This window comes from Microbacterium sp. NPDC057659, from assembly GCF_042799915.1.
GTDB lineage: Bacteria > Actinomycetota > Actinomycetes > Actinomycetales > Microbacteriaceae > Microbacterium.
Window position 1 is genome coordinate 487,500 of sequence record NZ_JBHVHU010000001.1, and the last position, 26,472, is coordinate 513,971.

General features: G+C 69.5%; 21 protein-coding genes and 1 tRNA gene. 8 read left to right on the plus strand and 14 right to left on the minus strand.

The genetic code is table 11. The annotated features are described in order from the left end of the window. Position 1: 1 nt before the first annotated feature. A complete protein-coding gene (locus ACFVAE_RS02410) occupies positions 2-829 on the minus strand; it encodes an undecaprenyl-diphosphate phosphatase (protein WP_378887516.1) in 828 nt (275 codons plus the stop codon). A gap of 48 nt (positions 830-877) precedes the next feature. Further along, positions 878-2,173: a M20/M25/M40 family metallo-hydrolase gene (locus ACFVAE_RS02415; protein WP_378887518.1), complete on the minus strand. Its 1,296-nt coding sequence runs from the start codon at positions 2,171-2,173 to the stop codon at positions 878-880. A gap of 114 nt (positions 2,174-2,287) precedes the next feature. On the opposite strand from ACFVAE_RS02415, the gene ACFVAE_RS02420 reads away from it, so the two are divergent. The 4 genes from ACFVAE_RS02420 to ACFVAE_RS02435 all read left to right on the plus strand — a co-directional run bounded on the left by ACFVAE_RS02420 (position 2,288) and on the right by ACFVAE_RS02435 (position 8,179). Next, a tRNA-Leu gene (locus ACFVAE_RS02420) sits at positions 2,288-2,372 on the plus strand. Between the two features lie 169 nt (positions 2,373-2,541). Then, the gene (locus ACFVAE_RS02425; RefSeq protein ID WP_378887520.1) at positions 2,542-3,930 is read left to right on the plus strand and encodes a hypothetical protein; all 1,389 of its coding nucleotides are present in this window, start codon (positions 2,542-2,544) and stop codon (positions 3,928-3,930) included. Continuing rightward, the gene (locus ACFVAE_RS02430; protein ID WP_378887522.1) at positions 3,927-5,612 is read left to right on the plus strand and encodes a SulP family inorganic anion transporter; all 1,686 of its coding nucleotides are present in this window, start codon (positions 3,927-3,929) and stop codon (positions 5,610-5,612) included. The genes ACFVAE_RS02425 and ACFVAE_RS02430 overlap by 4 nt, the downstream gene beginning before the upstream one ends. Before the next feature lie 113 nt (positions 5,613-5,725). Next, positions 5,726-8,179: a LuxR C-terminal-related transcriptional regulator gene (locus tag ACFVAE_RS02435; RefSeq protein WP_378887524.1), complete on the plus strand. Its 2,454-nt coding sequence runs from the start codon at positions 5,726-5,728 to the stop codon at positions 8,177-8,179. Between the two features lie 31 nt (positions 8,180-8,210). On the opposite strand, the gene ACFVAE_RS02440 is transcribed toward ACFVAE_RS02435, so the two are convergent. The 4 genes from ACFVAE_RS02440 to ACFVAE_RS02455 form a co-directional block, all read right to left on the minus strand. Beyond that, entirely contained in the window at positions 8,211-8,558 is a 348-nt protein-coding gene (locus ACFVAE_RS02440; RefSeq protein WP_378887526.1) for an SHOCT domain-containing protein, read from the minus strand. Between the two features lie 20 nt (positions 8,559-8,578). Beyond that, the gene (locus ACFVAE_RS02445; protein WP_378887528.1) at positions 8,579-9,022 is read right to left on the minus strand and encodes a DUF6325 family protein; all 444 of its coding nucleotides are present in this window, start codon (positions 9,020-9,022) and stop codon (positions 8,579-8,581) included. A 63-nt stretch (positions 9,023-9,085) separates the two neighbouring features. Then, a complete protein-coding gene (locus ACFVAE_RS02450) occupies positions 9,086-10,183 on the minus strand; it encodes a VIT1/CCC1 family protein (protein ID WP_378887530.1) in 1,098 nt (365 codons plus the stop codon). Positions 10,184-10,305: 122 nt separating this feature from the next. Beyond that, positions 10,306-12,078 carry a DEAD/DEAH box helicase gene (locus ACFVAE_RS02455; protein ID WP_378887532.1) on the minus strand — a complete coding sequence of 591 codons (1,773 nt, stop codon included), beginning with the start codon at positions 12,076-12,078 and terminating at the stop codon, positions 10,306-10,308. Between the two features lie 74 nt (positions 12,079-12,152). Here ACFVAE_RS02455 and ACFVAE_RS02460 point away from each other — a divergent pair, with 74 nt between their 5' ends. Then, a complete protein-coding gene (locus ACFVAE_RS02460; protein ID WP_378887534.1) occupies positions 12,153-12,986 on the plus strand; it encodes an SGNH/GDSL hydrolase family protein in 834 nt (277 codons plus the stop codon). Positions 12,987-13,005: 19 nt separating this feature from the next. On the opposite strand, the gene dxs is transcribed toward ACFVAE_RS02460, so the two are convergent. From dxs to dut, 5 genes are all read right to left on the minus strand, one after another. Continuing rightward, the gene (dxs, locus tag ACFVAE_RS02465; RefSeq protein WP_378887536.1) at positions 13,006-14,952 is read right to left on the minus strand and encodes a 1-deoxy-D-xylulose-5-phosphate synthase; all 1,947 of its coding nucleotides are present in this window, start codon (positions 14,950-14,952) and stop codon (positions 13,006-13,008) included. Positions 14,953-15,090: 138 nt separating this feature from the next. Next, positions 15,091-17,925 (minus strand): aconitate hydratase, encoded by a 2,835-nt coding sequence (locus ACFVAE_RS02470; protein ID WP_378887538.1) that lies wholly within the window; start codon positions 17,923-17,925, stop codon positions 15,091-15,093. 156 nt (positions 17,926-18,081) lie between these two features. Continuing rightward, a complete protein-coding gene (locus ACFVAE_RS02475; protein ID WP_378887540.1) occupies positions 18,082-18,831 on the minus strand; it encodes a DUF3159 domain-containing protein in 750 nt (249 codons plus the stop codon). Next, positions 18,828-19,430, minus strand: coding sequence for a DUF3710 domain-containing protein (locus tag ACFVAE_RS02480; RefSeq protein ID WP_378887542.1), 603 nt, complete (start codon positions 19,428-19,430; stop codon positions 18,828-18,830). The genes ACFVAE_RS02475 and ACFVAE_RS02480 overlap by 4 nt, the downstream gene beginning before the upstream one ends. Beyond that, entirely contained in the window at positions 19,427-19,873 is a 447-nt protein-coding gene (gene dut, locus ACFVAE_RS02485; protein ID WP_378887544.1) for a dUTP diphosphatase, read from the minus strand. Before dut ends, ACFVAE_RS02480 begins: the two co-directional genes overlap by 4 nt. An 18-nt stretch (positions 19,874-19,891) precedes the next feature. Here dut and ACFVAE_RS02490 point away from each other — a divergent pair, with 18 nt between their 5' ends. Further along, positions 19,892-20,371, plus strand: a complete 480-nt coding sequence (locus ACFVAE_RS02490) for a DUF3093 domain-containing protein (RefSeq protein ID WP_378887546.1) — start codon at positions 19,892-19,894, stop codon at positions 20,369-20,371. A 28-nt stretch (positions 20,372-20,399) separates the two neighbouring features. On the opposite strand, the gene ACFVAE_RS02495 is transcribed toward ACFVAE_RS02490, so the two are convergent. Beyond that, positions 20,400-20,693, minus strand: coding sequence for a DUF4193 domain-containing protein (locus ACFVAE_RS02495; protein ID WP_378859659.1), 294 nt, complete (start codon positions 20,691-20,693; stop codon positions 20,400-20,402). Positions 20,694-20,890: 197 nt separating this feature from the next. Here ACFVAE_RS02495 and sepH point away from each other — a divergent pair, with 197 nt between their 5' ends. Continuing rightward, positions 20,891-21,925 carry a septation protein SepH gene (gene sepH, locus ACFVAE_RS02500; RefSeq protein WP_378887548.1) on the plus strand — a complete coding sequence of 345 codons (1,035 nt, stop codon included), beginning with the start codon at positions 20,891-20,893 and terminating at the stop codon, positions 21,923-21,925. Here the strand turns inward: sepH and ACFVAE_RS02505 are convergent, their stop codons facing one another. Beyond that, a complete protein-coding gene (locus ACFVAE_RS02505; RefSeq protein ID WP_378887550.1) occupies positions 21,926-23,053 on the minus strand; it encodes an alkaline phosphatase family protein in 1,128 nt (375 codons plus the stop codon). A gap of 66 nt (positions 23,054-23,119) precedes the next feature. On the opposite strand from ACFVAE_RS02505, the gene ACFVAE_RS02510 reads away from it, so the two are divergent. Beyond that, positions 23,120-25,558, plus strand: a complete 2,439-nt coding sequence (locus ACFVAE_RS02510; RefSeq protein ID WP_378887552.1) for a DNA topoisomerase (ATP-hydrolyzing) subunit A — start codon at positions 23,120-23,122, stop codon at positions 25,556-25,558. Here the strand turns inward: ACFVAE_RS02510 and ACFVAE_RS02515 are convergent. Further along, entirely contained in the window at positions 25,555-26,460 is a 906-nt protein-coding gene (locus ACFVAE_RS02515; RefSeq protein WP_378887554.1) for an arginase family protein, read from the minus strand. The genes ACFVAE_RS02510 and ACFVAE_RS02515 overlap by 4 nt on opposite strands. Positions 26,461-26,472: the final 12 nt, after the last annotated feature.

Below are 26,472 nucleotides of genomic sequence, written 5' to 3' on the forward strand. Positions count from 1 at the left end.
CTCAGCCCGAGATGACGCCGGTGGCCAGCAGCACGATCAGGACGCCGCCGAGCAGGATGCGGTAGATCACGAACGGCAGGAAGCTGTGCTTCGAGATCCAGTTCATGAAGAACGCGATCACTCCGAGCGCGACGACGAAGGCGATGCCGGTGGCTGCGAGGGTCTCGGGCATGGAGAAGTACTGGTCCGGAGCATCCCAGCTCTTGGCCAGCTGGAAGAAGCCGCTGCCGAACACCGCCGGGATGGCCAGCAGGAACGCGTAGCGGGCCGCAGCCGCGCGCTCGTAGCCGAGGAACAGGCCCATCGTGATCGTGCCGCCGGAGCGGGACACACCGGGGATCAGTGCAAGCGCCTGGGCGAAGCCGTAGGCGACGCCGTCGGGGTAGGTCAGCTGGTTCAGCGAGCGGCGCTTGGCGCCGACCTTGTCGGCGACGCCGAGCAGGATGCCGAACACGATCAGCATGATCGCGACGATCCACAGTGACCGCAGCACCGTTTCGATCTGGTCCTGGAACAGCAGGCCGAGCAGCACGATCGGGATGCTGCCGATGATGATCAGCCAGCCCATCCGGGCATCCGGGTCGTTCCGGGGCAGCCGACCGACGAGAGCGAGCGCCCAGCTCTTGATGATGCGGACGATGTCGCGCCAGAAGAACACGACGACAGCGGCCTCGGTGCCGATCTGCGTGATCGCGGTGAAGGCCGCGCCAGGATCCTCCCCAGACCCGAGCATGGTGCCCACGATGCGCAGGTGGGCGCTGGAGGAGATCGGCAGGAATTCAGTGAGTCCCTGGATGACGCCGAGGAGGAGTGCTTCGAGCAGGTGCATGCACGGGTCTTTCGTGACGGAGCGATCTGGGATGCAGCGCAGGCCGGATCAGCAGGTGCGGAACAGGTCGGCCAGCACGCGCTGACCGAAGCTCAGCGAGTCTACGGGCACGCGCTCGTCGACTCCGTGGAACATCCCTGTGAAGTCGAGCTCCGCGGGCAGCTGCAGCGGCGCGAAGCCGTAACCCGTGATGCCGATCGAGGCGAGCGCCTTGTTGTCCGTTCCGGCGCCGAGCAGGTACGGGATGACCGGCACTCCGGGGTCGTGCCTGCCGAGCGCACCCACCATCGCATCGACCAGGTCGCCGCGGAACGGCGTCTCCATGCCGATGTCGCGGACGACGATCTCGATCTCGATGTCGTCGCCCACGATGTGCTGGAGTTCGGCCAGCACGTCGTCCTCGGTTCCCGGCAGGGTTCGCACGTCGATCAGGGCTTCTGCGCGCTCGGGGATCACGTTGTGCTTGTAGCCGGCCTGCAGAACGGTGGGGTTAGCCGTGGTGCGGAAGGTCGATGCCAGGAACGCCTCCGCGGGACCGGCTGCCGCCGCCAGGGCATCCGGATCGTCTGCGCTGCGGCCCGTCAAGTCCGACAGTCCGGCGAGCAGCGCCTCCGTCGTGGGGGTGAGCCGGATGGGCCAGCGGGTCCGCCCGATGGCCGCGACCGCCTCGGACAGCTTCGTGAGAGCATTCTCAGGATGCAGCCGGCTGCCGTGCCCCGCGCGTCCCCGCGCGACGAGCCGGATCCAGATGAGGGCCTTCTCCCCCACCTGCAGCAGATAGGCGCGGCGTTCGTCCACGGTGATCGAGTAGCCGCCGACCTCGCTGATGGCCTCGGTCGCCCCGGCGAACCACTCCGGGCGATCCTTCACGACCAGAGCGGAGCCCTCCACGCCGCCGTTCTCCTCGTCGGCGAAGAAGGCGAGCACGAGATCGCGCTCCGGCTGCTCACCGGCGCGGAGCAGGTCACCCACGGACGCCAGGATCATGGCGTCCATGTTCTTCATGTCCACGGCACCGCGGCCCCAGAGCATCCCGTCGCGGATCTCGCCGGCGAAGGGGTCGACGCTCCAGTCGTCGGCCATCGCCGGAACGACGTCGAGGTGCCCGTGCACGACGAGCGCGGGACGGCTGCGATCGCGCCCGGGGACCCGGGCCATCACGTTGGTGCGGCGCGGGATCGGCTCGAAGTACTCCGGAGCCAGACCCAGCGACTCGAGGTGCGCGCCGACGTACTCGGCCGCCTCCCGCTCGCCGTTCGCCTTTCCACCACCCCAGTTCGAGGTGTCGATGCGGATCAGGTCGCGGGCGATGCGCACGACCTCGGGCAGCGAGCTCTCGGACATGAGTCAAGGCTATCGAAGACCGGAGGGCGCGCCCGGGGTGCAGGCTCGGTTCGTGCCGGCTCCAGGATCGTGCTAATCTCGATCTTCGGTTGGGAACAGCCGAAAACCCACCTTGCGCGGGTGGCGGAATAGGTAGACGCGCTAGCTTGAGGTGCTAGTGCCCGATAAGGGCGTGGGGGTTCAAGTCCCCCCTCGCGCACAGAAAGATGGCCCGGATCCGAGAGGATCCGGGCCATCTGCGTATCTGCCGTGCGTCACGACACGGTCACCCTTCCGGGATGACACTCTTCTGCCGGTGCGCCCCGCTCCGGCAGGATGGGCCTGTACCGGCGGAGGGCCGCCGGACTCAGGACACGGGAGGGTTCGACATGGCTGGCAAGGACGAGCTGGAGGATCTGCGCCGCCGCGTGGCGGAGCTCGAAGCCGAGAACGACGGGCTGCGGTCCGAAGCCCCCATCACGAGGAAGCGTCGCAACCCCACCCGCAGCATCCTCTCGGCCGTAGCTCTGGTGCTCGCCATCCTGCTCGCACCGATCGCCGTTCTGGGCACCTGGGCGCGCCTCGAACTCGTGGAGACCGACCGTTTCGTCGCCACATTCGCGCCCCTCGCAGACAGCCCCGAGGTCCAGTCCTACGTCTCGGACCAGATCGTGACCGCCATCGACGACAACGTCGACATCGACGGCATGGTCGCCGATCTGGCCGACGGCCTGAAGGGACTCGATCTGCCGCCGCGCGCACAGGACGCGATCGGGCTGCTGACCGCCCCGGCCGCGGACGGCATCCGTGGACTGATCGACTCCACCGTGGACAAGCTGGTCGCCTCCCCCGCTTTCGCCGATGTCTGGGAGCAGGCGCTGCGCCAGACCCACTCGCGGGCGATCGCGATCATCCAGGGGCAGGAGGGCACGGCGATCCAGCTCTCCGACGACGGCACCCTGTCGCTCGACCTGGATGTCGTGATCGAGAAGGTCAAAGCACAGCTGATCGAGAACGGGTTCGGCTTCGCCTCGTCCATCCCGGTCATCCACAAGTCCATCCCGCTGGTGACGGCGGATGCGTTCGTGCTGGTGCGCACGGTGTATCAGGTGGCGATCGCAGCGGGCTACTGGCTGCCGTGGGTCGCGCTCGCACTGGCTGCGGCCGGCATCGCGCTGGCCCGCATCCGCTCCCGAGCCCTGCTCTGGACGGGTGTGGGCCTCGTCGTCTCGTTCCTGCTCCTGGCCGCCGGGCTGGGCATCGGCAAGCTCTTCTTCATGGGCACGGTGAGTCCGTCGATCATGCCCTCCGCCACAGCCGAAGTGCTCTTCGACCAGATCACCGAGATGATGCACTCCGTCATCGCCGCTCTCGTGCTGCTGTCCGCCTTCGTCGTGATCGGCGCGTGGATCACCGGGCGCTCGCGCCCGGCGAAGGCCCTGCGCACATCCGGCAACGCCGCGTTCGCAAAGGCGCGGGAGAGCGCAGACCGCAACGGACTCAACACCAAGGGCTTCGGTGCCGCGCTTGATCGCTGGCGGTCCGCGATCATCGTGATCGTGATCGCGCTGGGCGTGTTCATCCTGTTCATGTCGCGCCCTGTCAGCGTCGGATCGGTGGTCTGGACCGTCGTCGGAATCCTCGTGGCGCTGCTGCTGCTCGAGGTTCTGCGCCGGCCCGCCGGAAGCACTCCCCCCGCGGCCACCGCTCACGCAGATGCTGCCGCTGAGGGCGATGACGTCGACGAGAACGGCCAGGAAGCGGAAGCCGTGCGGTGAGCCTCACGACCGCGGTCCGGCGCTGGCTCGGTCGCTTCGGCGACCGGAGCACCGTCGGCAGCGATGTCCGGGCCGGCGTGGCGCTCGGCGTGGAGAGTGTGCCGGACGGACTCGCCGCCGGCGTTCTCGCCGGCGTCAGCCCGCTGTTCGGACTGTACGGATACATGCTGGGCACCCTGGCGGGAGCGCTGACCACGGGCTCGCTGTTCATGTCGGTGCAGGCCACCGGGGCGATGGCCGTGATCATCAGCGATGTCCCGCAGGTGCGCGGTGACGACAGTGCCGGCGCCATGGCCATGCTGACGCTGATCGCAGGCGTGCTCATGCTCGGTCTGGGTATCGCCCGCCTGGGCAGCCTGGTGCGCTTCATCCCCACAGCCGTGCTGATCGGCTTCGTGAACGCGGTGGCGATCAACATCATCCTCGGGCAGCTGGACAACATCACCGGCTATGACAGCACCGGGTCCAACCGCATCGTGCGCCTGGTAGACACGCTGCTGTCCATCCCTCAGTTCAGCTGGCCGACCCTGCTGATCGGAGTAGTCACGATCGCCCTGATCCTGCTGCTCGAGCGCACGCCGCTGGGCGCGCTCGGAATGGTGGTCGCCGTGGTCGCCGGTTCGCTCCTGGCGCTGCTGATGCCCGACAAGAGTGTGGCCACGATCGGGGACATCGCGGAGGTGACCCGTTCGCTGCCGATGCCTGTGCTCCCCGATCTCAGCCTGATCGGAGCGCTGATCGTCCCCGGAGTGTCCATCGCCCTGGTCGGTCTCGTGCAGGGCGCGGCGATCTCCGGCGCGATCCCGAACCCGGACGGCACGTACCCCGATGCGTCTGCGGACTTCCGTGGCCAGGGCATCGCGAACATCGCATCCGGCCTGCTGCGCGGCATGCCTGTCGGCGGATCGATGTCGGCGACCTCGCTCGTGCGGGCCGCCGGCGCGAAGACCGCGCTGGCGAACCTGATCGCGGGGATCGTGATGATCCTGACCCTGCTCGCATTCGGCCCGCTCATCGAGTACATCGCGATGCCGGCACTGGCCGGACTACTGATCCTGGTGGGCGTGCGCACACTGAAGATCCACCAGGTCCTGATGGTGCTGCGAACCGGCCCGACTCAGGCGTCGGTGTTCACGGTCACGTTCGTCCTGACGCTCCTCATCCCGCTCCAGTACGCGGTGCTGGCCGGGGTGGGGCTCTCGATCGTGCTGCACATCGCGCGCCAGTCCAACCGCGTGCGCATCGTCCGCTGGCAGTTCGATGATCCGGGCGGGCATCCGCTCGAGGTCGCTCCCCCGGCCGTCGTGCCCCACGACGAGACCGTCATCCTGTCTCCCTACGGGAGCCTGTTCTTCGCCTCCGCACAGTCTTTCCGCGCCCAGCTGCCGACCCCCACCGACGCGTCGGCAGGGGCGACGGTCATCATCCGCCTACGAGGCTCCGAGGAACTCGGGGTGACCTTCCTGACGATGGTGCGCGACTACGCCGACGAGCTGGAAGCGCACGACGCCACGCTGATGCTGGTCGGCGTCGGGAAGCACCTGCAGGACCAGTTCGACGCCACCGGTGTCGGTGCGCGGGTCGGCGGGGGCAACATCATCCCCGTCCGACCGAGAGTGGGCGACTCGCTCGCCGAGGCTCTGGCGATCGTCGCGTCCAGGAAGGACCGTGGCGCCCGATAAAATCGGGGACGATGGTCCCCCCAGTCGCATCGTTGCGTGCCTACCGCTTCCGCCCGCCCTCCCCCCAGAGCGGACATCTTGCGCGCCCCCGGCTGGCGGCGATGCTGGACAGGATGACGGCGTCCCATCCGACGGCGATGGTGATCGCACCGAGCGGGTACGGCAAGACATCGGCGGTGGCGGAGTGGGCGGCCACGCACGACGGGAACGTCGCCTGGCTGACCCTCGGACCGTTCGACGCCGATGGCGGGACCCTCGGTGCGAGCGCCGTGCTCGCCCTGCAGGGGCTGGCGCGCTCCACAGCACGCCAGGATCTGACACGGCTGCTGTCATTCGATGTGGCGGACCTGGCGCCCGCGGCATCCTTCGACCTTCTCGCCGAGGCGCTGGTCGATGTCGAAGAACCGATCCACCTCGTGATCGACGATGCCCATCGTGCCGAGGACGAACTGGGCACAGGCCTGCTCGGTGCGCTTCTCGAGGGGGCCTGCGACGCGCTGCGCATCGTCGTGGTAGGCAACAGCTACGTCGAGATCGCCCTGAGCCGTCTCGTGCTGCAGTCCCCGGACGCTGTACTCCGCGCCCACGACCTCGCCTTCGACATGAGCGAGGTCGAGGGTCTTCAGGCGGAGCAGAGACATCCGTTCACGGCCGAGACGATCCTGGAGCAGACCGGCGGATGGCCGATCGCCGTGCGCGCCGTGCAGCTGGCGAAGGCGCGCCCGGATCACGTCGCACACAGTCAGGACGCCGTACTGCGTCGCTACATCGACGTGCACGTGCTCGGAGCCCTTCCCGATGAGATCGAGCAGTTCGCCCGCAGCGCGGCGCTGTGCTCGACACTCACTCCGGACCTCGCGGCGAGCATCACCGGCGAGCCCGGCGCCGGCGGACTGCTCGAGCGCTGTGTGCAGATGGGTCTCTTCCTGGATCGCTTCGAGACCGCGACAGGGCCGATGTATCGCTGGCATGACGTCTTCTCGAGTCAGTGCGAGCGGATTCTGGAGCAGCGCGATCCGGAGCGGCGTCGCACGATCCTCCGTGCGGCGGCGGCGCATCTGGCGGCCGAGGATCCGCTCGCGTCCGCGAGGTACTGGGTCCGGGCCGGAGACGCGGATGCCGCGGTGCGGACGGTCCTCGCCGGCTGGACCCGACTCGTCGTGGGCTCCCAGGCCGGTGCTCTCGATCGATGGTGCGCTTCGCTGCCGCTCCCGCACGCGGATGATCCGCGGATCCTCATGATCAGGGCATGCGCGCAGGACGTCATCGGACATCGCGACGTCGCGATGATGCTCGCGGCGCGCGCCGACGCTCGGGGCGCGCAGGAGGAAGTCCACGGATTCGAGGATGTGAGGGCCCGCGCCCGCCTGTTCCTCATCGACGACCGCACCGAACTCGCGTCCGCGATCGCCACGGTGCGTGCGCAGCTCGAGTCACCCGACCGCATCGATCTCGGAGACCGCGCCGCGCTGCAGTACCTGCTGGGCTGGAGCGAGTTGCGGCAGCGCACCGCACCCGGGCTGATGGTCCAGCTCTTCGCCACAGCGGCGACCGACGCCGCTGCCGTGGGTGACCACACCCTGGCGCGCCGTTCGCTCGGGCACCTCGCGCACGCGCTGGCCTGGGCGGGCCGGCTGCACGACGCCGATGAGGTGCTCGCCCAGCGCCTGGAGTTCATCGACGAAGGCTCCTGGTCGAGCTACGCGGGTGGGAGCGCGGCGACGGCGGCCGCATTCGCCGCCTACTGGCGAGATGACCAGCCGCAGGCGATCGCCGCCGCGCAACGGGCGATCCGGAGCGGAGGATCGGCGATCTCGTTCCCGGGTGCGGCGCGTCTGGTCTACGCCTTCGCCGCTGCGGCGTCCCGTGACGCACAGTCGTGTCAGCGTGCCGCGCGTGAGGTGCAGGGCCTCCCTACCGAGATGCTCCAGGGCGTGGAGTGGCAGGCGTTCCGGCACGCCTCGTTCGCCGCGCTGAACGAGGCCGCGGGTCGCCGCGAGCTCGCTCTGAAGATCGTCGCCCTGTACGAGAACGCGACGGATCTCCCGCTGATCACCGTCGTTCTCGCCGGGATCGCCTCCCGCTCCGGGAACTCACGCCAGGCGCTGCAGATGCTGCGCCGGATCGAGCCCTTCGAGTCGATCTCGTATGTTCGCGTCTCGAGGCTGCTCGCCGAGGCCGTCGTCGTGTGGCGGGAGGATCGCCGGGGCCAGGCCCGCGGGCTCGTCGAGCAGGCGCTCGAGATCGCCGCACCCGAGGATCTGCGGCGCCCGTTCTCAGCAGGCGGGCTCGATGCGCGACAGATGCTCGCCGAGCATCTGTCGTGGGGCACCCTGTACGAGGCGTTCCTCACCGCGAGCCTCGCGCCGCGCGAAGCAGACGGCCCGCTGCAGTCCCTGTCCGAGCGCGAGCGCGAGGTGTTCTCGAACCTGCGCAGCAGCCGGACGATGCAGGAGATCGCCGATGCGATGGGCGTCTCGATCAACACGGTCAAGACCCATCAGCGTGCCATCTACCGGAAGCTCGGAGTCGCCTCACGACGCGAGGCGGTCAGACTTTACGCCTGACCGCCTCGCGGTGGTGACTCGGCGGCCCGGGTCAGCCCAGGAGCTTCGCCTTCGCCGCTGCGAACTCGTCGTCCGAGAGCACACCCGCGCTGTGCAGATCGGCGAGCTTCAGCAGTTGCCCGGTGACGTCGACCGCAGGAGCGGCCGCAGCCGCGGCGACGGGGGCCGGCACCGGGGCTGCTGCTGCCTGCGCCGCCACGGCGGCCTGCGCGGCCTGATCCATCTGCCGCTGCTGGTGCGCGGCGGCTGCCTGCTGCTGCTCGGCGGCCGCGGCGCGCTTGTTCATCTGGCGGTTCTCCATGGCGTTCGCCGTGCCGGCGACGACCGCGGTCCGTGCTGCGAGTCCGACGAGTCCCGGGCGTCCCACACGTCTGATCATGATGCTGTTCCTCTCCCGGGTTAGTCGCCCGAGGCCATTCCCACGATGGTGTTCACGACGGGTGCGGGGATGCGCTCCGTCGCGATGACGACGCTGCCGTCCTCCGCGAGCTGCTCGGCGAGCTCGCGCGCCCAGAGCAGTTCGAAGGCGACGACCGCGGCTGCGCCACCGGCCGGGATCCCTTCGGCGAGCTCGGCGAGGTCATCCTCACCGGCCAGGCCGGGCAGGTGCACGACGAGATCGGCGAGTTCGTACGCCTCGACGTCGATCTCCTCGTACTTCACCTCGCCGCTCCCGCTCTTGGACACCACCACGAAGTCGAGCAGGCGCACGACGCCCGCACGGATCTGGGCGGCGAGGGCGTGCAGGAGCTCCGGTGAGGGAGACGGCGACGCCAGCGAGATCACATTCAGCTCGACGGGTCCGTACTGCTCCGGCGAGATGGAGCCTTGATTGGTCATCATGCGACCATGCTCACACCGGAAGGACGTCGTCAGCCCGGTACTCATCCCGGACGGGTGAGCCGCTCAGGCCGCTCCGACGCCGAACAGCAACCCGAGCACGTAGGTCACTGCGGCTGCACCGAATCCGATAGCCAGCTGGCGGAGGCCGCGACGCAGCGGTGGGCCGCCGGAGAGGATGCCGACCATCGCACCCGTACTGAGGAGCGCGATTCCCACGAGCACCAGGGCGACGACGACAGCCGTCGTACCCTGCAGTCCGAAGATCCACGGCAGCACCGGGATGATCGCGCCGGAGGCGAACAGCAGGAAGCTGGAGACGGCGGCGGTCCAGGCGCTGCCCACGATCTCATGGTCCTCGCCCGGCGAGTGCACCCCGATCGGTCCCGTCGCAGAGCGGCGGACGCCGGCCTGGGCGGCGCGCACGATGCGCTCCGCGCGCTGCAGCGCATCGTCCGAGTCCATGCCTCTGGCGCGGTACACCAGCGCCAGTTCGTTCGCGTCGATGTCGAGGTCGCCTGCCGTGGCATCCGCGTCGTCGTTGTCCTCGGTCGCGGCGAGCAGCTCGCGCTGCGAGCGCACGGAGACGAACTCCCCCGCGCCCATCGACAGCGCGCCGGCCAGCAGACCGGCGATGCCGCTGAACAGCACGAACCCGCCGCTGACGCCGGTCGCGCCGATGCCGAGGACCAGGGCGAGGTTGGACACCAGGCCGTCGTTGGCGCCGAAGACCGCCGCGCGGAACGAGCCGGACAGCCGGCGGCGGCCGCGTGCCGCCAGCCCCCGGACCACCTCGTGATGCACCTTCTCGTCTGCGCGCATGGCGGGAGTGGCGTACACCTCGGTGTCGTAGGGCGAGCGGGCCTCCGCGGACTGGGCCAGCGCCAGCACGAAGATCGACCCGAACCGCTTCGCCATCCAGCCGAGCATCCGGGAGCGGACTCCTGCGCGCGGCAGCTTCGCGGGCTCCTCCCCCAGCAGGTCGAGCCAGTGCTGCTCGTGCCGGCGCTCCGCTTCGGCGAGGGACAGCAGAATCTGCCGCTCCTCCCCGGTGCGACGGCCCGCGAGACCGAGGTACACGGCACCCTCCGCACGCTCCTCGACGAGGTAGCGCGCCCAGCGCTTCCTGTCAGCGGCTGTGGGCACGGGAGCGGGCGCGGTCATGGAACCTCCGGTCGAAAGGGAACACCCCACGCTATCCGTGGGGCGGCCGCAGAACCGCACGGATCCGCGGATTCAGAGCATTTCGGGCGCCCGAAGCGTCGTCCCGTCACTGGGCTCTGGGCTCAGGACCGGACCCGCTTGCGGAGCACTTCGATGCGTGCCTGCAGCTGCGTCACCGTGGCCTGGGCGACGGCAGGGCCGCCGCACACCCGGCGCAGCTCGGCGTGCACCGCGCCGTGCGGCTCGCCGCTCTGTCTGGCATACAGGCCGACCAGGCTGTTCAGGAGCTGCCGCTGCTCGCGCAGTGTGCGATGCAGCGGTGCGGGCAGCGTCGTGGTCGCCTCAGGGCCGGCCTGGGCTTCGCGGGCCTCGCGCAGCTTGGACTGGCGAGCACTCCGCTGCATGAGCAGCTCGTGCACGTGCTCGGGCTCCAGAAGGCCGGGAAGGCCGATGAACTCCTCCTCCTCGAGCGAACCCGGTTCGGCCAGCTGGCCGAAGTCCTTGCCCTCGAACACCACCCTGTCGAAGTGCGCGATGGAGGAGATCGCCTGATAGCTGAACTCCTGGGTGAGGGCGTCGGATGCCTCATCCTCGCGATTCGCACTCTCGAGCAGCGAGTCGTCGAGACCGTCGTCGTCCTTGTCCCGGCGGTCCAGTGCATGGTCGCGCTGACGCTCCATCTCGTTCGCGAGGGTCATCAGCACCGGCACATTGGGCAGGAACACGCTGGCGGCCTCGCCACGGCGCCGCGCGCGCACGAAGCGGCCGATCGCCTGCGCGAAGAACAGCGGTGTGGATGACGACGTCGCGTACACGCCGACCGCGAGCCGCGGCACGTCGACGCCTTCCGACACCATGCGCACTGCGACCATCCATCGGCGGTCGTTCTCGCTGAACTTCTCGATCCGCTCAGACGCCGAGGCGTCGTCCGAGAGCACGATCGTGGGCTGCTCGCCCGTGATGCTGTGCAGGATCTTCGCGTAGGCGCGTGCGACGGTCTGATCGGTCGCGAGCACCAGCCCACCGGCATCCGGCACGTGATGGCGGATCTCGGTCAGCCGGCGATCCGCGGCCGACAGCACCGCCGGCATCCACGCGCCCTCGGGGTCGAGCGCGGTGCGCCAGGCCTGCGAGGTGATGTCCTTGGTGTTGTCCTGCCCCAGATGCGCCTCGAGCTCGTCGCCGGCGCTGGTGCGCCAGGTCATCTTTCCGGAGTACATGTGGAACAGCACCGGGCGGACGACACCGTCGGCCAGCGCGCGGCCGTAGCCGTACCGGTAGTCGGTGACCGAGACGCGCGATCCGGACTCGTCCGGGTGATACTCCACGAACGGGATCGGTGCGGTGTCGCTGCGGAAGGGCGTTCCGGACAGCAGCAGCCGGCGCTTCGCGGGGCCGTAGGCGTCGCGGATGGCGTCGCCCCAACTCAGTGCGTCGCCGCCGTGGTGCACCTCGTCGAGGATCACGAGCGTCTTCGCATCCTCGGTGAGGTGCCGGTGCACGGAGGACTTCGCGGCGACCTGCGCATAGGTGACGACCACGCCGTGATAGTGCCGCGCGGGCGCCCAGTGGCTGTTGCGGAACCGCGGATCGAGGCGGATGTGCACACGGGCGGCGGCATCGGCCCACTGCGTCTTCAGGTGCTCCGTCGGGGCGACCACGATGACACGGTTCACCTCGCCCATCCGCAGCAGTTCCACCGCCAGCGTCAGCGCGAAGGTCGTCTTACCCGCGCCGGGGGTCGCCGCGACGAGATAATCACGCTGATCGCGCTGGAAGTAGTCCTCCAGCGCCTCACGCTGCCAGGCGCGCAGTTTGTCCGCCGTTCCCCACGGAGCACGCTGTGGGAATGACGGGGAGAGCATTCCCTCAACGATAGCCGAGCCTGCCGACATCGCCCGCGCACCCGGTAGGCTCGCATGCGGCGCGTCCGGCAGACCAGGGTGCGCTCTGCGCGAAGGAGAGTTCGATGGCCGACCAGGATTCGACCCGCACCCCGTTCATCGCCAACGAAGGCGCACATCCGTGGCACCGGTTCGTCGCCATCGGCGACTCGTTCACCGAGGGCATCGGCGATCCCGATCCGAACGTGCCAGGCGGACACCGCGGGTGGGCGGACCGCACTGCCGAAGTGCTCGCGCAGCAGGTCGACGACTTCGCCTACGCGAACCTCGCGGTGCGCGGCAAGCTCATCGCGCAGATCGTGGCCGACCAGATCGAGCCCGCTGTGGCGCTGAAGCCGGACCTCATCTCGATCTGTGCGGGCGGCAATGACGTGATCCGCCCCGGAACCGATCCCGATGACATCGCCAGTCAGCTCGACGGCGCAGTCGCCCGGCTCTCCGCGAGTGGCGCGGCCGTGGTGCTGTTCACCGGCATCGACACCGGCTTCACCCCGGTGTTCCGCCCGTTCCGCGGCAAGGTGGCGATCTACAACGAGAACGTCCGCGCGATCGCGGACCGGTACGACTGCATCGTCGCCGATCAGTGGGCGCTGAAAGTCGTGCAGGATCCTCGCTTCTTCGATGACGACCGCCTGCACTACAACGCGCTCGGCCACCATGAGATCGCGCGGATGGTGCTGCGCGCGCTGAACGTCCCCAACGATCTGCAGGCCATGCAGCCCGATCCCGTGCCGGCGCGCACCTGGCGCGCGGCCCGGGCCGAGGACATCGGCTGGGCGCGAGAGCATCTGGTGCCCTGGGTGCTCCGCCGGCTGCGGCACCAGTCCTCAGGCGACGACGTCGAGGCGAAGCGTCCCGAGCCCGCGCCCGTGAACCTGCCGAGCGACCCCGCCGCCTGAGCGGGGCGCCCCGCCTGTCTCAGCGCAGGTTCGGGTTCAGCGGCAGCTCGATCGCACCGGTCTCGCCGGTCTGGCGTGCCATCGGCACGCGCCGGCCGAGCACCTGCGCGACGACGTCGTGCGCGATCTTCGGCGCGGTGAGACCGGCGTCCTCGAGGATCTGCTCCCTCGAGGCGTGATCGATGTACGCATCCGGCACGCCGAGCTCGTCGACGGCGGTGTCCACGCCGGCCTCGCGCAGCACCTGACGCACACGCGTGCCGATGCCGCCGACGCGGATGCCGTCCTCCATGGTGATCACCAGACGGTGCCGAGCGGCGAGCTCGACGATCGACGGCTGCACCGGGATCGCCCAGCGCGGGTCGATCACGGTCGCGCCGATGCCCTGCGCCCGCAGTCGCTGTGCGACGTCCAGCGCCATCGACGCGAACGGGCCGATGCCGATCAGCAGCACGTCCTCTGTCTCGTCGCGGGCCAGGACGTCGACGCCGTCCTGCAGGCGCTCCAGAGCCGGGATGTCGTCCGGCGCGGCGCCCTTCGGGTATCGGATGACGGTGGGCGCGTCGTCGACGGCCACGGCCTCCTCCAGCACCTCCTGCAGCCGCGCGCCGTCGCGCGGCGCGGCGATGCGGATGCCGGGGACGATCTGCAGCATCGACAGATCCCAGATGCCGTGGTGGCTGGGACCGTCCGGACCGGTCACGCCCGCTCGGTCGAGCACGAACGTCACACCCGCCTTGTGCAGGCCGACGTCCATCAGCACCTGGTCGAGCGCGCGGCCCATGAACGTCGCGTAGATCGCGACCACCGGATGCAGGCCGCCGAAGGCGAGTCCGGCGGCGGATGCCACCGCGTGCTGCTCGGCGATGCCCACGTCGTAGACCCGGTCGGGGAAGCGCTCCGCGAAGGGAGCGAGTCCGGTCGGGCGCAGCATCGCCGCGGTCATCGCGATGACATCGTCGTGCCGGGAGCCGACATCGACCAGTGCATCGGCGAACACATCCGTCCACGCATGGCCGGACGACTTCGCCAGTGAGCCGCCCGTCTTCGGGTCGATGCGCCCCACGGAGTGGAACTGGTCGGCCTCGTCGTCGAGGGCGGGCTGATAGCCGCGCCCCTTCTCGGTGATGACGTGCACGATGACCGGTGCCCCGAAGCCCTTGGCGAGCTGCAGCGTCTCCTGCAGGGCCGCGATGTCGTGACCGTCCACCGGGCCGAGGTACTTGATGTCGAGGTTCGAGTACAGGGCCGCGTTGTTCGTGAACCGACTGAGGAAGCCGTGCGTGCCGCCGCGGACGCCGCGGAACAGCGCGCGCCCGAACGGGCCGAACGCGCGGAACAGGCGGTCCGACTTGTGGTGAAGGTCACGGTAGGCCGCGGCTGTGCGGACACGGTTCAGGTAGCGCGACATCCCGCCGATCGTCGGCGCGTAGGAGCGACCGTTGTCGTTGACGACGATGACCAGGTTCCGGTCGTTGTCGTCGGAGATGTTGTTCAGCGCCTCCCAGGTCATGCCCCCTGTGAGCGCGCCGTCGCCGACGACCGCGACGACGTGCCGGTCGGCTCGTCCCGTCGCGGTCAGCGCGCGTGAGACGCCGTCGGCCCAGCTCAGCGAGCTGGAGGCGTGCGAGGACTCCACCACGTCGTGCGGGCTCTCCGAGCGCTGCGGGTAGCCGGCCAGGCCCCCGCGCGAGCGCAGCTCGCTGAAGTCCTGGCGGCCGGTCAGCAGCTTGTGCACGTAGGACTGGTGCCCGGTGTCGAAGATGATCGGGTCGTCCGGCGACGAGAACACCCGGTGCAGGGCGATCGTCAGCTCGACGACGCCGAGGTTCGGGCCCAGATGCCCGCCGGTCCGCGCGACGTTCTCGATGAGGAACGTGCGGATCTCGGTGGCCAGCTGGTTCAGCTGCTCAGGCGAGAGCCGATCGAGATCTCGGGGTCCGGTGATGCTCGGCAGGATCGGCATCGACGCTCCTCTTCGACTCGGTGCGGCGTTCCGCGCGGTGGCGCGGACGCCTCATATTCTATCCGGCCACCTGGACGCCGGCAGGGACGGGACGGGGCCCGGACGGAGAACCGTCCGGGCCCCGCGACCGCGTGTGGATCAGACCAGCGAACGCAGCACGTACTGCAGGATGCCGCCGTTGCGGTAGTAGTCCGCCTCACCGGGGGTGTCGATGCGCACCACGGCGTCGAACTCGACGACCTGCTTGCCCTCGGGCGAGAACTCGCTCGGGGTGGCCGTGACCTTGACGGTCTTCGGCGTGGTGCCCTCGTTCAGCGCGGTCAGCCCCGTGATCGAGATGATCTCGGTGCCGTCAAGGCCGAGCGACTCCCAGGTCTCGCCCTGGGGGAACTGCAGCGGGACGACGCCCATTCCGATGAGGTTTGAGCGGTGGATGCGCTCGAAGCTCTCGGTGATGACCGCCTTGACGCCGAGCAGGTTCGTGCCCTTGGCCGCCCAGTCGCGCGACGAGCCGGAGCCGTACTCCTTGCCGCCGAGCACCACCAGCGGGGTCCCCTGCGCCTGGTAGTTCATGCATGCGTCGTAGATGAACGCCTGCGGGCCACCGGGCTGGGTGAAGTCGCGGGTGTAGCCGCCCTCGATCTGCTGACCGTCGTTGACGGCCTTGACCAGCGTGTTCTTCAGGCGGATGTTCGCGAAGGTGCCGCGGATCATCACCTCGTGGTTGCCACGACGCGAGCCGAAGGAGTTGAAGTCCTTGCGGTCCACACCGTGCTCGGTCAGGTACTGCGCTGCCGGCGTGCCCGGCTTGATCGCACCCGCGGGCGAGATGTGGTCGGTGGTGACCGAGTCGCCCAGGGCAGCCATCACCCGTGCGCCGGTGATGTCGGCGACCGGGGTGAGCTCCATGGTCATGCCGTCGAAGTACGGCGCCTTGCGCACGTAGGTCGAGTCGTCGTCCCACTCGAAGATCGGACCGGTCGGGGTCGGCAGGCTCGTCCAGCGCTCGTCGCCGTCGAAGACGGTGGCGTACTGGTTGATGAACTGCTCGCGCGAGATCGACGAGTCGATGATCTCCTGGACCTCTTCGGAGGTGGGCCAGATGTCCTTCAGGAAGACGTCGTTGCCCTCGGTGTCCTGACCGAGCGCGTCGTTGTCGAAGTCGAAGTGCATCGAGCCGGCCAGGGCGTAGGCGATGACCAGCGGCGGCGACGCCAGGTAGTTCATCTTCACGTCGGGGCTGATGCGCCCCTCGAAGTTGCGGTTGCCGGAGAGCACCGCGGTCACGGCCAGGTCGTGCTCGTTGACGGCGGCCGAGACCTCGTCGATCAGCGGACCCGAGTTGCCGATGCAGACCGTGCAGCCGTAGCCGACGGTGTAGAAGCCCAGACCCTCGAGGTCGGCGGTCAGGCCCGACTTCTCGTAGTAGTCGGTGACGACCTTCGACCCGGGAGCCAGGGTGGTCTTGACCCAGGGCTTCTGCTTCAGGCCCTTCTGCAGTGCCTTGCGGGCGACAAGACCGGCGGCGACCATCACCGACGGGTTGGACGTGTTGGTGCACGACGTGATCGCGGCCAGCGTGACGGCGCCGTTGTCCAGGATGTACTTGTCACCGGCGGGCGAGGTGACCGGGACCGGCTTCGACGCGTGCGCAGGAGCACCGCTGTTGATGTGCACCGGACGCGTGGTCGGCTCCTCGTCGCCGGGAGCGGCTCCGGGGTCCGATGCCGGGAACGAGTGCTTGGACTCGAGATCGACGATGTCCTCGCTGGTCGACGGCGTGGCGTAGTTCAGGATGTCCTTCTCGAACTGCTCCTTCGCCTCGGACAGCAGGATGCGGTCCTGCGGGCGCTTCGGGCCGGCGATCGAGGGCACCACGGTGCCCAGGTCCAGCTCGAGGTATTCGCTGAAGACCGGCTCGTTCGCGGCGTCGTGCCACAGGCCCTGAGCCTTGGAGTAGCTCTCGACCAGAGCGACGGCCTCCTCAGTGCGACCGGTGAGGCGCAGGTAGTCGAGCGTCACGTCGTCGACAGGGAAGATCGCGGCGGTCGAACCGAACTCGGGCGACATGTTGCCGATGGTCGCGCGGTTGGCGAGCGGCACGGATGCCACGCCGGCGCCGTAGAACTCGACGAACTTGCCGACCACACCGTGCTTGCGCAGCATGTCGGTGATGGTGAGCACGACGTCGGTCGCGGTCACGCCTGCAGGGATGTCGCCGGTGAGCTTGAAGCCCACCACGCGCGGGATCAGCATGGAGACGGGCTGGCCGAGCATCGCGGCCTCTGCCTCGATGCCGCCGACGCCCCAGCCCAGCACGCCGAGGCCGTTGACCATCGTGGTGTGCGAGTCGGTGCCGACGAGGGTGTCAGGGTAGGCGCGGAGCACGCCGCCGACGGTGCGGTCGTAGATGACCTTGGCAAGGTGCTCGATGTTCACCTGGTGCACGATGCCGGTGCCCGGCGGGACGACCTTGAAGTCGTCGAAGGCGGTCTGGCCCCAGCGCAGGAACTGGTAGCGCTCGCCGTTGCGCTCGTACTCGATCTCGACGTTGCGCTGCAGCGCGTTCTCGGAGCCGAACAGGTCGGCGATGACCGAGTGGTCGATGACCATCTCGGCGGGCGAGAGCGGGTTGATCCGGCTCGGGTCGCCGCCGAGGGCGGTGACGGCCTCGCGCATGGTCGCGAGGTCGACGATGCAGGGCACACCGGTGAAGTCCTGCATGAGCACGCGGGCGGGCGTGAACTGGATCTCGGTGTTGGGCTCGGCCGTGGCATCCCACGAACCGAGAGCCTCGATCTGCGCCTTCGTGACGTTCTTGCCGTCTTCGGTGCGGAGCAGGTTCTCGAGCAGCACCTTCAGGCTGAACGGGAGCTTCTCGTGCCCGGCGACGGTGTCGATCCGGAAGATCTCGTAGTCGGTGCTGCCGACTGTCAGGGTGCTCTTCGCACCGAAGCTGTTCACCGTGGACACGTATCCGTCTCCTTCTTATGGGATGGGAGCGACAGGCGACTCCATCTTGCTCGCCGTGCACATGCCATGGCTAGCAAGGCGGGCCTTACCAGTCTGCGCCGCCGCGCGCGTTGGCGGAAGCGTGAGATTTATCTTGATGTCAAGATAAATCTAGCACTATTCGGAGGCGGGATCCTCTGCCACGCCGGCCGCGCGGTTCTTCGGATACAAGGCACGGGCGACCAGCCAGGTGACGGCGACGAGCGGGGCGAACAACGGCAGCCCCATCACGATCTTGAGCGTGCCGAGGAGCGCGACGTCGCCGGCGAAGTAGAGCGGCAGCTGCACGGCGAGGCGCGCGAAGAACACCGCGGCCCATGCGATGCCGAGCCAGAAGAAGGTGCGCCGCTTCCGCCTGTCCCTGCGCCAGGCGACGCCGTCGCCCATCAGGTAGCCGACCAGCAGGCCGATGAGTGACCAGCCGACGAGGGCGGTGATCAGGTAGGCGGATCCGTACAGTGCGTTGGTGATGAAGCCCGGGACGAAGTTGTCCTGGCCTCGTCCGGTCCACAGCGCGAGGGCCGCGGCAGCGCCGGCGGCGATCAGGCCGCCGAATGCCGCACTCGAGGGCGAGCGCTGGATCAGCCGGATGGCCGTGAACACCGCGGCCAGGCCGACGGAGCTCACCAGTGAGATCCACAGCGGCTCGGGCCGCAGCGTGTAGACGATGACGAAGACGAGCCCAGGGAGCACCGACTCGATGACCCCGCGCCATCCGCCCATCGCGCGCCACACCACGTGGCCGGTGCTCGTGCTCTGGTCGGTGTCGAGGCCCATCCGCCGGGCCGCGTCCCCGAAGGCCGCGCCCAGCGCGTCGGAGGCGGGTGCGCCCTGCTCGGCGCCCTCCGGTTCGGTGCGGTCGCTCACACCGTGCCCGGTGTGGAGGGCATCCGCAGCGGGATGAGATCCCGCGGCGGCATCGGAGATGCGCCACGGACCACGACGATCGAGCGGAACAGGTCCTCGACCTGCTCGGCGGCCTGAGGGTCGGATGCCGCGGCTCCGCCGATCACACCGCGCAGGAACCAGCGCGGGCCGTCCACGCCGACGAAGCGCGCCAGGCGGAGGCCTGAGCCCTCCGCCGCGGTGCCGGGAACCTCCGCGAGAAGCTCTTTGCCGAGCGTGCCCTCGCGCTCCTCAGCGCGGCCGCCCTGCGAGCGGATCTGGTCGCGCAGCTGCACACGGGTCTCGTCCCACAGCCCGCGGGTGCGCGGCGCGGCGAACGGTTGCACCTGCAGCGAGGAGTCCGCGTAGTCGAGGCCGACGGCCACGATGCGCTTGGACTGCTCCTCGACCTCGAGGCGCAGGTTCAGACCCTCACGGGGCAGCACCTTGATGCCGCCGAGATCGATGTACGGGCGGACCGGGTTCGCCTCGGAATCGTCGAAGGGGCCGGCCGTCGCGCGGTCGGCGGGGGCGGACTTGAGTGCGTCCGCGCCGTTCTCGAGCTCGTTGTTGTCAGTCATCGTTCTCCCTGGGTGTACCCGGTCGAGCCGAAGCCGCCGTCTCCGCGGACGCTCTCGGGCAGTTCGTCCATCGGGATGAAGTTCGCGCGTGTCACGGGCATGACGATCAGCTGCGCGATGCGGTCTCCGACCGCCACATCGTACGCGCTCCGGCTGTCCGTGTTGAGCAGACTCACCTTGATCTCGCCCCGGTACCCGGCGTCGACCGTCCCCGGCGAGTTCACCACGGTGATCCCGTGCTTGGCTGCGAGGCCGCTGCGCGGCACGACGAAGGCGGCGTAGCCCTCCGGCAGCGCGATGCGCACGCCGGTGCCGATGAGGGCCCGCTCCCCCGGCTCCAGGCGGATGGCCTCGGCAGCGACGAGATCGGCTCCGGCATCACCCGGATGCGCGTAGCCGGGCGCCTGGGCGGCGATAATGGGGACGTCCACGGAATCGGTCACCTGACGAGGCTAATGCAGATGAACACCCCCGCCACACGTCCCCGCTATCGGGAGCGTCTCACGCCGAGCCTGTGGATGCTGATCACCATCGCGCTCGCCGGCCCCATGGTCGCTCTGGTGTTCGTGCCGATCGGTGCGACGCTCGCACTCGTGCTCGGCGGCGTCGTGTCGCTGCTGCTCGTGATCGCCAGCATCCTGCTCTCGCCCGTGATCGAGGTGGACGGCACGGTGCTGCGCGCCGGGCGCGCCCACATCGACGCGCGCTGGCTGGCGGATGCCGAGCAGCGCACCGGCGAGGACGCACGCCGCGCCAGGGGGCCCGAACTGCCCCGCGACGGATGGCACCTGCTGCGCGGAGGCATCGACGGTGTGGTCGTCGTGTCCCTCACGGATCCGGACGACCCGGTGCGCGCGTGGACGATCTCGTCACGCACGCCCGACCGGCTCGCGTCGGCCATCAGCGCGGCCCGTCGGGAAACAGAACGCGCCCCGATCTGACGATCGGGGCGCGAGGGGCGTGCTGCCGTCAGGCGGCGCATTCCTTGCAGATCGGGCCCTCGGGGCCCTCGTGGTCCAGCTGCGAGCGGTGCTTCACGAGGAAGCAGCTCATGCAGGTGAACTCGTCCTGCTGAGCGGGGAGCACGACGACGTCGAGCTCGACATCAGACAGGTCCGCACCGGGAAGCTCGAACCCGGTGGGGTTGTCCGAGTCCTCGTCGTTGCTGGAGCCGGCACGATTGTCCGGCACGCGCTCCTTCAGGGCTTCGATCGACTCGGAGTCGTCTTCGCTCTTGCGGGGCGCGTCGTAGTCGGTTGCCATGCGGGAAATCTCAACTTTCACAGTGGTGTGTGGGGTCACCGTCGGGTGTGCGGCGGCCATAGTTTGCACGACCTCGGATGATTTAGCAAATATCCGGGGACGCGACCGGGAAAACTCACGGCGCGCCCACCGTATTCCCAGGGCCTATGCGTGCGCCGTGACACCATGAACGCACACCCATCCTGAGGGGCATTCGCATGGAAAACGTCACCATCGTCGGCGCTGAGTCCGGCGTGCTCGTGCTCGCGACCGAGTCGGGCGAGCGCTTCGCGCTCCCCATCGACGACCTGCTTCATCGCGAGATCCGTCGTGCGTCGAGGGACGCCGACGCCGCGCCCGCACGCCTGGCGGCGAGCCCTCGCGATATCCAGACCCAGATCCGCGCCGGCCTCTCAGCCACCGAGGTCGCCGAGCTGCTCGGCGTGAGCGTCTCCGACGTGGAGCGCTTCGAGGGCCCCGTCCTCGCGGAGCGCGAGCACATCGTCGGCCAGGCGCTGGCGGTGCCCGTGCTGATCGGCAGCGAGGTCGAGCCCGATGCGCAGCCGACCTTCGGCTCCGCCATCCGGGCGAAGCTCGCGGACGCACGTGCCAGCGACGAGCGCTGGGCCAGCTGGAAGGAGGAGACCGGCTGGGTCGTCAAGCTCGCCTTCGTCTCGGAGGACGTGGAGCATGACGCGCGCTGGAGCTTCGATCCTCGCCGCAGCCTGCTCTCCCCGCTGAACGCCGACGCCACCCAGCTCTCCCGCCAGGGCTCCCTGCCTGAGGGACTCATCCCCCGCCTGCGCGCGGTCGAGAACGAGAAGACCTCGCCGTACAAGGACGACTCCCGCTTCGACTCCGGCGCATTCGGGCCGCGCCTGGTGCCGGCACCGGACATCGCCGAGATCGATGTCGAGGACGACGGCCCGGTGCGAGCGCCGGCAGCCGTTCAGGATGCCGCGGCGCGACACGCCCCCGCGGACTCCCAGACCAGCGCGGAGACCGCCGACCTGCTCGAGGCGCTGCGTCGCCGCCGCGGTCAGCGCGAAACCGCTCCCGCTCTCGACGACAGCGAGATCGAGGACCAGAACGAGACAGGACCCATCGCCCTGTTCGAACCCCTCGAGGACGAGGATGAGGCGCCCGCCGTTCCCGTCGAGCAGCCCGAGCCCGACCGCAGCGCGCGTCGCGGGCGCCGCGGAGCCATGCCGTCCTGGGACGAGATCGTCTTCGGCGCCCGCACCGACGAGTGATCAGGCGGCGTAGCCGCCGAACCTCAGGTACGGGACCTGCCACTCCTCCGGAGTGAGCGCGCCGTGCTGGCCGACCATGGTGCGTCCGCGCTGATCCTCCGCCGCGCCGTCGTAGAGCGCGCGGTTGCCACGTGCGATGGCGAGCACGTCGCCGATGCGCGCGCGGGCGGCTTCCGAGACCGCCGGCCCGAACAGCCCCGCGGTGATCGCCTCCTCGCGGGACAGGACATCCGCGAGACCCTCCAGATCGCGGCGCCACCGGCCGAGGACGTCGGAGTCATCCGCGTCGGGCTCGAGGTAGACGTGCATCATCCGCGGCTCTCCCCCGATGTGGCGCACGCCGTCGTGCCATCCGTCGTTCTCGTCCAGGACCACCTGGCGGTGCGCGGGGACGTCGACCATTCCGTGGTCGGCGGTGACCAGCACTCCGACGCCCGACGGGACCGCGGGGCGGAGCGCGGCGTCGACGTCCTCGAGGGCGGCGACCCATTCCGCGGAGTCCACACCGTGCTTGTGACCGGCCTTGTCGGTCTCGGGCAGATAGCAGTAGACCAGCGCACCCGGGTTCTGCTCTGCGAGATCCCAAGCGATCGCCACCCGCTCGGCGGGACGCCCCGCAGGCACGAAGGTCGCCCCGCGCAGCGTGGCGTGCGTGAATCCGCTGTGGGCGTGGCCGGCGAAGCCCACGGCGAACGCCGGGTGCCCCGCGGCGACGGCCCGTTCGAAGACGGTCGGCTGCGCCTGCCAGGTGAGCGGGTCGATCCCCGCGCTCTCCCACTGGGTGAGCTGGTTCACCAGCACGTCGCGATGCGGATCGCGCACGCGGTATCCGACCAGGCCGTGCGCGCCGGGCATCACGCCGGTGAGCAATGTCGTCAGCGCCGCAGCCGTCGTCGTGGGGAAGACCGATGCCGCGGCATCCCTCTTCCCCATCGCGGCGGTGAGTGTGCGCGCGTGCCCGGCATGCGCGCGCAGGGGAAGCGCCCCGAGACCGTCCACGACGATCAGCACGGTCGAGGTCACCGGACGCAGCACCTGGGACTCCCCCCTCAACGAGGCGAGCAGGTCGGGCGCCACCCCGGCGATGGTGCGCGACTGCGCGGGCCCGGCCGGTAGCATGAGAGTCATCGTCGCCAGTCTTTCACAGGCGACGGCGCTGAATTCGTTGCCCAGGAAGTCACAGCCGAAAACAACATGGCCCGATCCACTCCTCCCGAACCGGTCGACGAGCGCATTCAGGACATCGATCTCTCGCAGGAGATGCAGGGATCGTTCCTGGAGTACGCCTACTCGGTGATCTACTCCCGCGCTCTGCCCGACGCCCGCGACGGCATGAAGCCCGTCCAGCGACGCATCCTCTATCAGATGGCCGAGATGGGGCTGCGTCCCGACCGCGGCCACGTCAAGAGCGCGCGCGTCGTCGGCGAGGTGATGGGAAAGCTGCACCCGCACGGCGACTCGGCGATCTACGACGCCCTCGTCCGCCTCGCCCAGGACTTCGCGCTCCGGGTGCCGCTGGTCGACGGCCACGGCAACTTCGGATCGCTCGACGACGGCCCCGCCGCCTCGCGATACACCGAGGCGCGGCTCGCGGCATCCGCCCTGGCGATGACCGAGAGCCTCGACGAGGACGTCGTGGACTTCGTGCCGAACTACGACGGTCAGTTCCAGCAGCCGGCCGTGCTGCCCGCGGCGTTCCCGAACCTGCTCGTCAACGGCGCCAGCGGCATCGCCGTCGGCATGGCGACGAACATGGCGCCGCACAACCTCATCGAGGTCGTCGCGGCCGCGACCCACCTGCTCGAGAACCCGGATGCCTCGACCGAGGATCTGATGGAGTTCGTGCCCGGGCCGGACTTCCCGTCCGGCGCCATCCTGATGGGACTGGACGGGGTCAAGGAGGCGTACACGGACGGCCGTGGCGCGTTCAAGCTCCGCGCGAAGACCTCCATCGAGTCACTCGGTCCGCGCAAGACCGGCATCGTCGTCACCGAGCTGCCCTATCAGGTCGGTCCGGAGCGCGTGATCGCGAAGCTCAAGGACGCCGTAGGCGCGAAGAAGCTCCAGGGCATCAGCGACGTGCAGGACCTCACGGACCGCAAGCACGGTCTGCGTCTCGTCATCACGGTGAAGACCGGCTTCGACCCGGCCGCGGTGCTGGAGCAGCTGTTCCGGCTGACGCCGCTCGAGGACTCGTTCTCCATCAACAATGTCGCCCTGGTCGAGGGGCAGCCGCGCACGCTCGGCCTCAAGGAGCTGCTGCGCGTCTATCTCGCGCACCGCATCGAGGTCGTCACGCGTCGAAGCCAGTACCGCCTGGCCCGACGCAACGAGCGCCTGCACCTGGTGCGGGGGCTGCTGCTGGCGATCCTCGACATCGACGAGGTCATCCAGGTCATCCGGTCGTCCGACGACTCCGAGACCGCGCGCACGCGCCTGCAGCAGGTCTTCGAGCTCGACGAGATCCAAGCCGAGTACATCCTCGAACTGCGGCTTCGCCGCCTGACCAAGTTCTCCCGCCTCGAGCTCGAGACCGAGCGGGACAAGCTGCTGGCCGAGATCGCCGAGCTCGAGACGCTGCTCGGAGACCCCGCGCTGCTGCGTGCGCAGGTGGCGCAGGAGCTGGATGCCGTGGCCGAGACCTTCGGCACACCTCGGCGCACGCTGCTGCTGAACGCCGCACCGCCGAAGCAGCGCCAGACCAAGTCGGCGGCAGAGCTGCAGATCGCGGATGCCCCGACGACGGTGCTGCTGTCGACCACGGGCCGCGCCGTGCGGGTGGACCTGGAGCCGGGGACCGCGATCGCGACACCCGCTCGGCGCAGCAAGCACGACGGGATCATCGCGCGGCTCGAGACCACGACGCGCAGCGAGATCGGCGCCGTCACGAGCAGGGGCCGGGTCGTCCGGTTCACGCCGGTCGACATCCCCGCTGTGCCCGCGACATCCGTCGGACTGGGTGCCGGCGTGCGCATCGCCGACTATCTGGGCATCACGGATCGGTCCGAGCGCGTGCTCGCCCTGATCCGCTTCGACGATGAGACACCGCTCGCTCTCGGCACGAAGGACGGCGTGGTCAAGCGCATCGTCCCGTCGGCGATCCCCGTGCGGCCCGAGATCGAGATCATCGGCCTGAAGCCGAAGGACGTCGTGGTGGGCGCCGCACCTGCGACCGATGACGCAGAGCTGGTCCTCGTGACCTCCGATGCACAGCTGCTGCACTTCGCCGCCTCGAATGTGCGCCCGCAGGGCGCCCCCGCAGGCGGCATGGCCGGCATCAAGCTCGGCGGCGGTGCCGAGGTGATCTCGTTCAGCGTGGTGTCCTCGCCAGAGGATGCCGTGGTGATCACGGTCTCCGGCGCCGATTCCGTCCTGGCCGGCACCGACAACGGCCGCGCGAAGGTCTCGCTGTTCTCGGAGTTCCCCGGCAAGGGGCGTGCCACCGGTGGAGTCCGCGCGCACGCGTTCCTGAAGGGCGAGGACCGCCTGCGTCTGGCCTGGGTGGGCACGGATCCCCGTGCGCTCGGTGCTGACGGCGCCGCGCGTCAGCTGCCGGAGCCAGGTGCGAAGCGTGACGGTTCCGGGCAGCCCCTCGACGCCGTCATCGGCTCGGTGGGCACGGCGATCGGTTAGTCGGCGAGCTCGGCGCCGAGTGTTCCCAGGCCCTCGACGATCAGGTCCGCCAACAGCTGCGCGTGCACGCCGTCAGGATCGAGGTCCGGGTCGAAGCAGGTGATCGACGCGCCCCATGCTCGAGGCGCGAGCGCCGTGAGAACAGTGCGCAGCTCCTCCGGCGAGAGCCCGCCGGAGGACGGGCTGTCCACAGCGGGCATGTGCGCGAGGTCGAGGACGTCCGCGTCCAGATGCAGCCAGAACCCGCGCTCGAGTTCCACCGCGCTCAGCAGCCGCGCCACGGCCGGCCCAGTGCCGTCGCGGAGGACCTCGGCTGCGGGGACGGCGGCGGCGATCGTGTCGGCGACCTCCCGGACGTGCTCGTCGTCGTCCCTGCATCCGAGGTGGGCGGTGCGCCCGGGTTCGAAGTACGGGCCGAGCCCGTCGATGTCGCTGAGCTCGGGAGAGTGCAGGCCGATCGCGGCGGCGAGGTCCTCACCCGCGACCGCGCCGCACGCGGGATCGTTCCCCGGATGCCGGAAGTCGGTGTGCCCGTCCAGGTGGATCAGCCCTCCTCCCCCGAGTGCACGCGAGGCAAGGCCCGCTCCGAGGAGGATGCTGCAGTCTCCGCCGAGCACGAGAGGGACGCGCTGCTCGGCACGCAACGCCACCAGCCGCTGTGCGAGGCGGCGCGTGTGCACGACCATCGCCTCCAGGTTTCGTGGAGCTCCCGGTGCCCTGCCCTCGTCCTCGACGTAGCGGCCGGGCAGGACGACGCCCGCATCGACGGCGCCGGCCCGTTGCATCCGCTGATGCAGTCCGGCTTCACGCAGCGCCTCCGGTGCCTTCGCGGCGCCGGGCACTGCACCCCGCTCCGGGGGCCTGAGCCCGAGGTTGGACGGCGCCGAGACGAGTGCGATCATCGCCCCAGTCTG

Excerpts from the sequence above, each read along its gene's own strand:
- ACFVAE_RS02490 (WP_378887546.1), top strand. The coding sequence starts at position 19,892 with ATGAACACCCCCGCCACACGTCCCCGCTATCGGGAGCGTCTCACGCCG.
- ACFVAE_RS02445 (WP_378887528.1), bottom strand. The coding sequence starts at position 9,022 with ATGATGACCAATCAAGGCTCCATCTCGCCGGAGCAGTACGGACCCGTC.
- ACFVAE_RS02410 (WP_378887516.1), bottom strand. The coding sequence starts at position 829 with ATGCACCTGCTCGAAGCACTCCTCCTCGGCGTCATCCAGGGACTCACT.
- sepH (WP_378887548.1), top strand. The coding sequence starts at position 20,891 with ATGGAAAACGTCACCATCGTCGGCGCTGAGTCCGGCGTGCTCGTGCTC.
- ACFVAE_RS02460 (WP_378887534.1), top strand. The coding sequence starts at position 12,153 with ATGGCCGACCAGGATTCGACCCGCACCCCGTTCATCGCCAACGAAGGC.
- ACFVAE_RS02450 (WP_378887530.1), bottom strand. The coding sequence starts at position 10,183 with ATGACCGCGCCCGCTCCCGTGCCCACAGCCGCTGACAGGAAGCGCTGG.
- ACFVAE_RS02435 (WP_378887524.1), top strand. The coding sequence starts at position 5,726 with ATGACGGCGTCCCATCCGACGGCGATGGTGATCGCACCGAGCGGGTAC.
- dxs (WP_378887536.1), bottom strand. The coding sequence starts at position 14,952 with ATGCCGATCCTGCCGAGCATCACCGGACCCCGAGATCTCGATCGGCTC.
- ACFVAE_RS02495 (WP_378859659.1), bottom strand. The coding sequence starts at position 20,693 with ATGGCAACCGACTACGACGCGCCCCGCAAGAGCGAAGACGACTCCGAG.
- ACFVAE_RS02415 (WP_378887518.1), bottom strand. The coding sequence starts at position 2,173 with ATGTCCGAGAGCTCGCTGCCCGAGGTCGTGCGCATCGCCCGCGACCTG.
- ACFVAE_RS02480 (WP_378887542.1), bottom strand. The coding sequence starts at position 19,430 with ATGACTGACAACAACGAGCTCGAGAACGGCGCGGACGCACTCAAGTCC.
- ACFVAE_RS02425 (WP_378887520.1), top strand. The coding sequence starts at position 2,542 with ATGGCTGGCAAGGACGAGCTGGAGGATCTGCGCCGCCGCGTGGCGGAG.
- ACFVAE_RS02440 (WP_378887526.1), bottom strand. The coding sequence starts at position 8,558 with ATGATCAGACGTGTGGGACGCCCGGGACTCGTCGGACTCGCAGCACGG.
- ACFVAE_RS02455 (WP_378887532.1), bottom strand. The coding sequence starts at position 12,078 with ATGTCGGCAGGCTCGGCTATCGTTGAGGGAATGCTCTCCCCGTCATTC.
- ACFVAE_RS02515 (WP_378887554.1), bottom strand. The coding sequence starts at position 26,460 with ATGATCGCACTCGTCTCGGCGCCGTCCAACCTCGGGCTCAGGCCCCCG.
- ACFVAE_RS02510 (WP_378887552.1), top strand. The coding sequence starts at position 23,120 with ATGGCCCGATCCACTCCTCCCGAACCGGTCGACGAGCGCATTCAGGAC.
- ACFVAE_RS02505 (WP_378887550.1), bottom strand. The coding sequence starts at position 23,053 with ATGACTCTCATGCTACCGGCCGGGCCCGCGCAGTCGCGCACCATCGCC.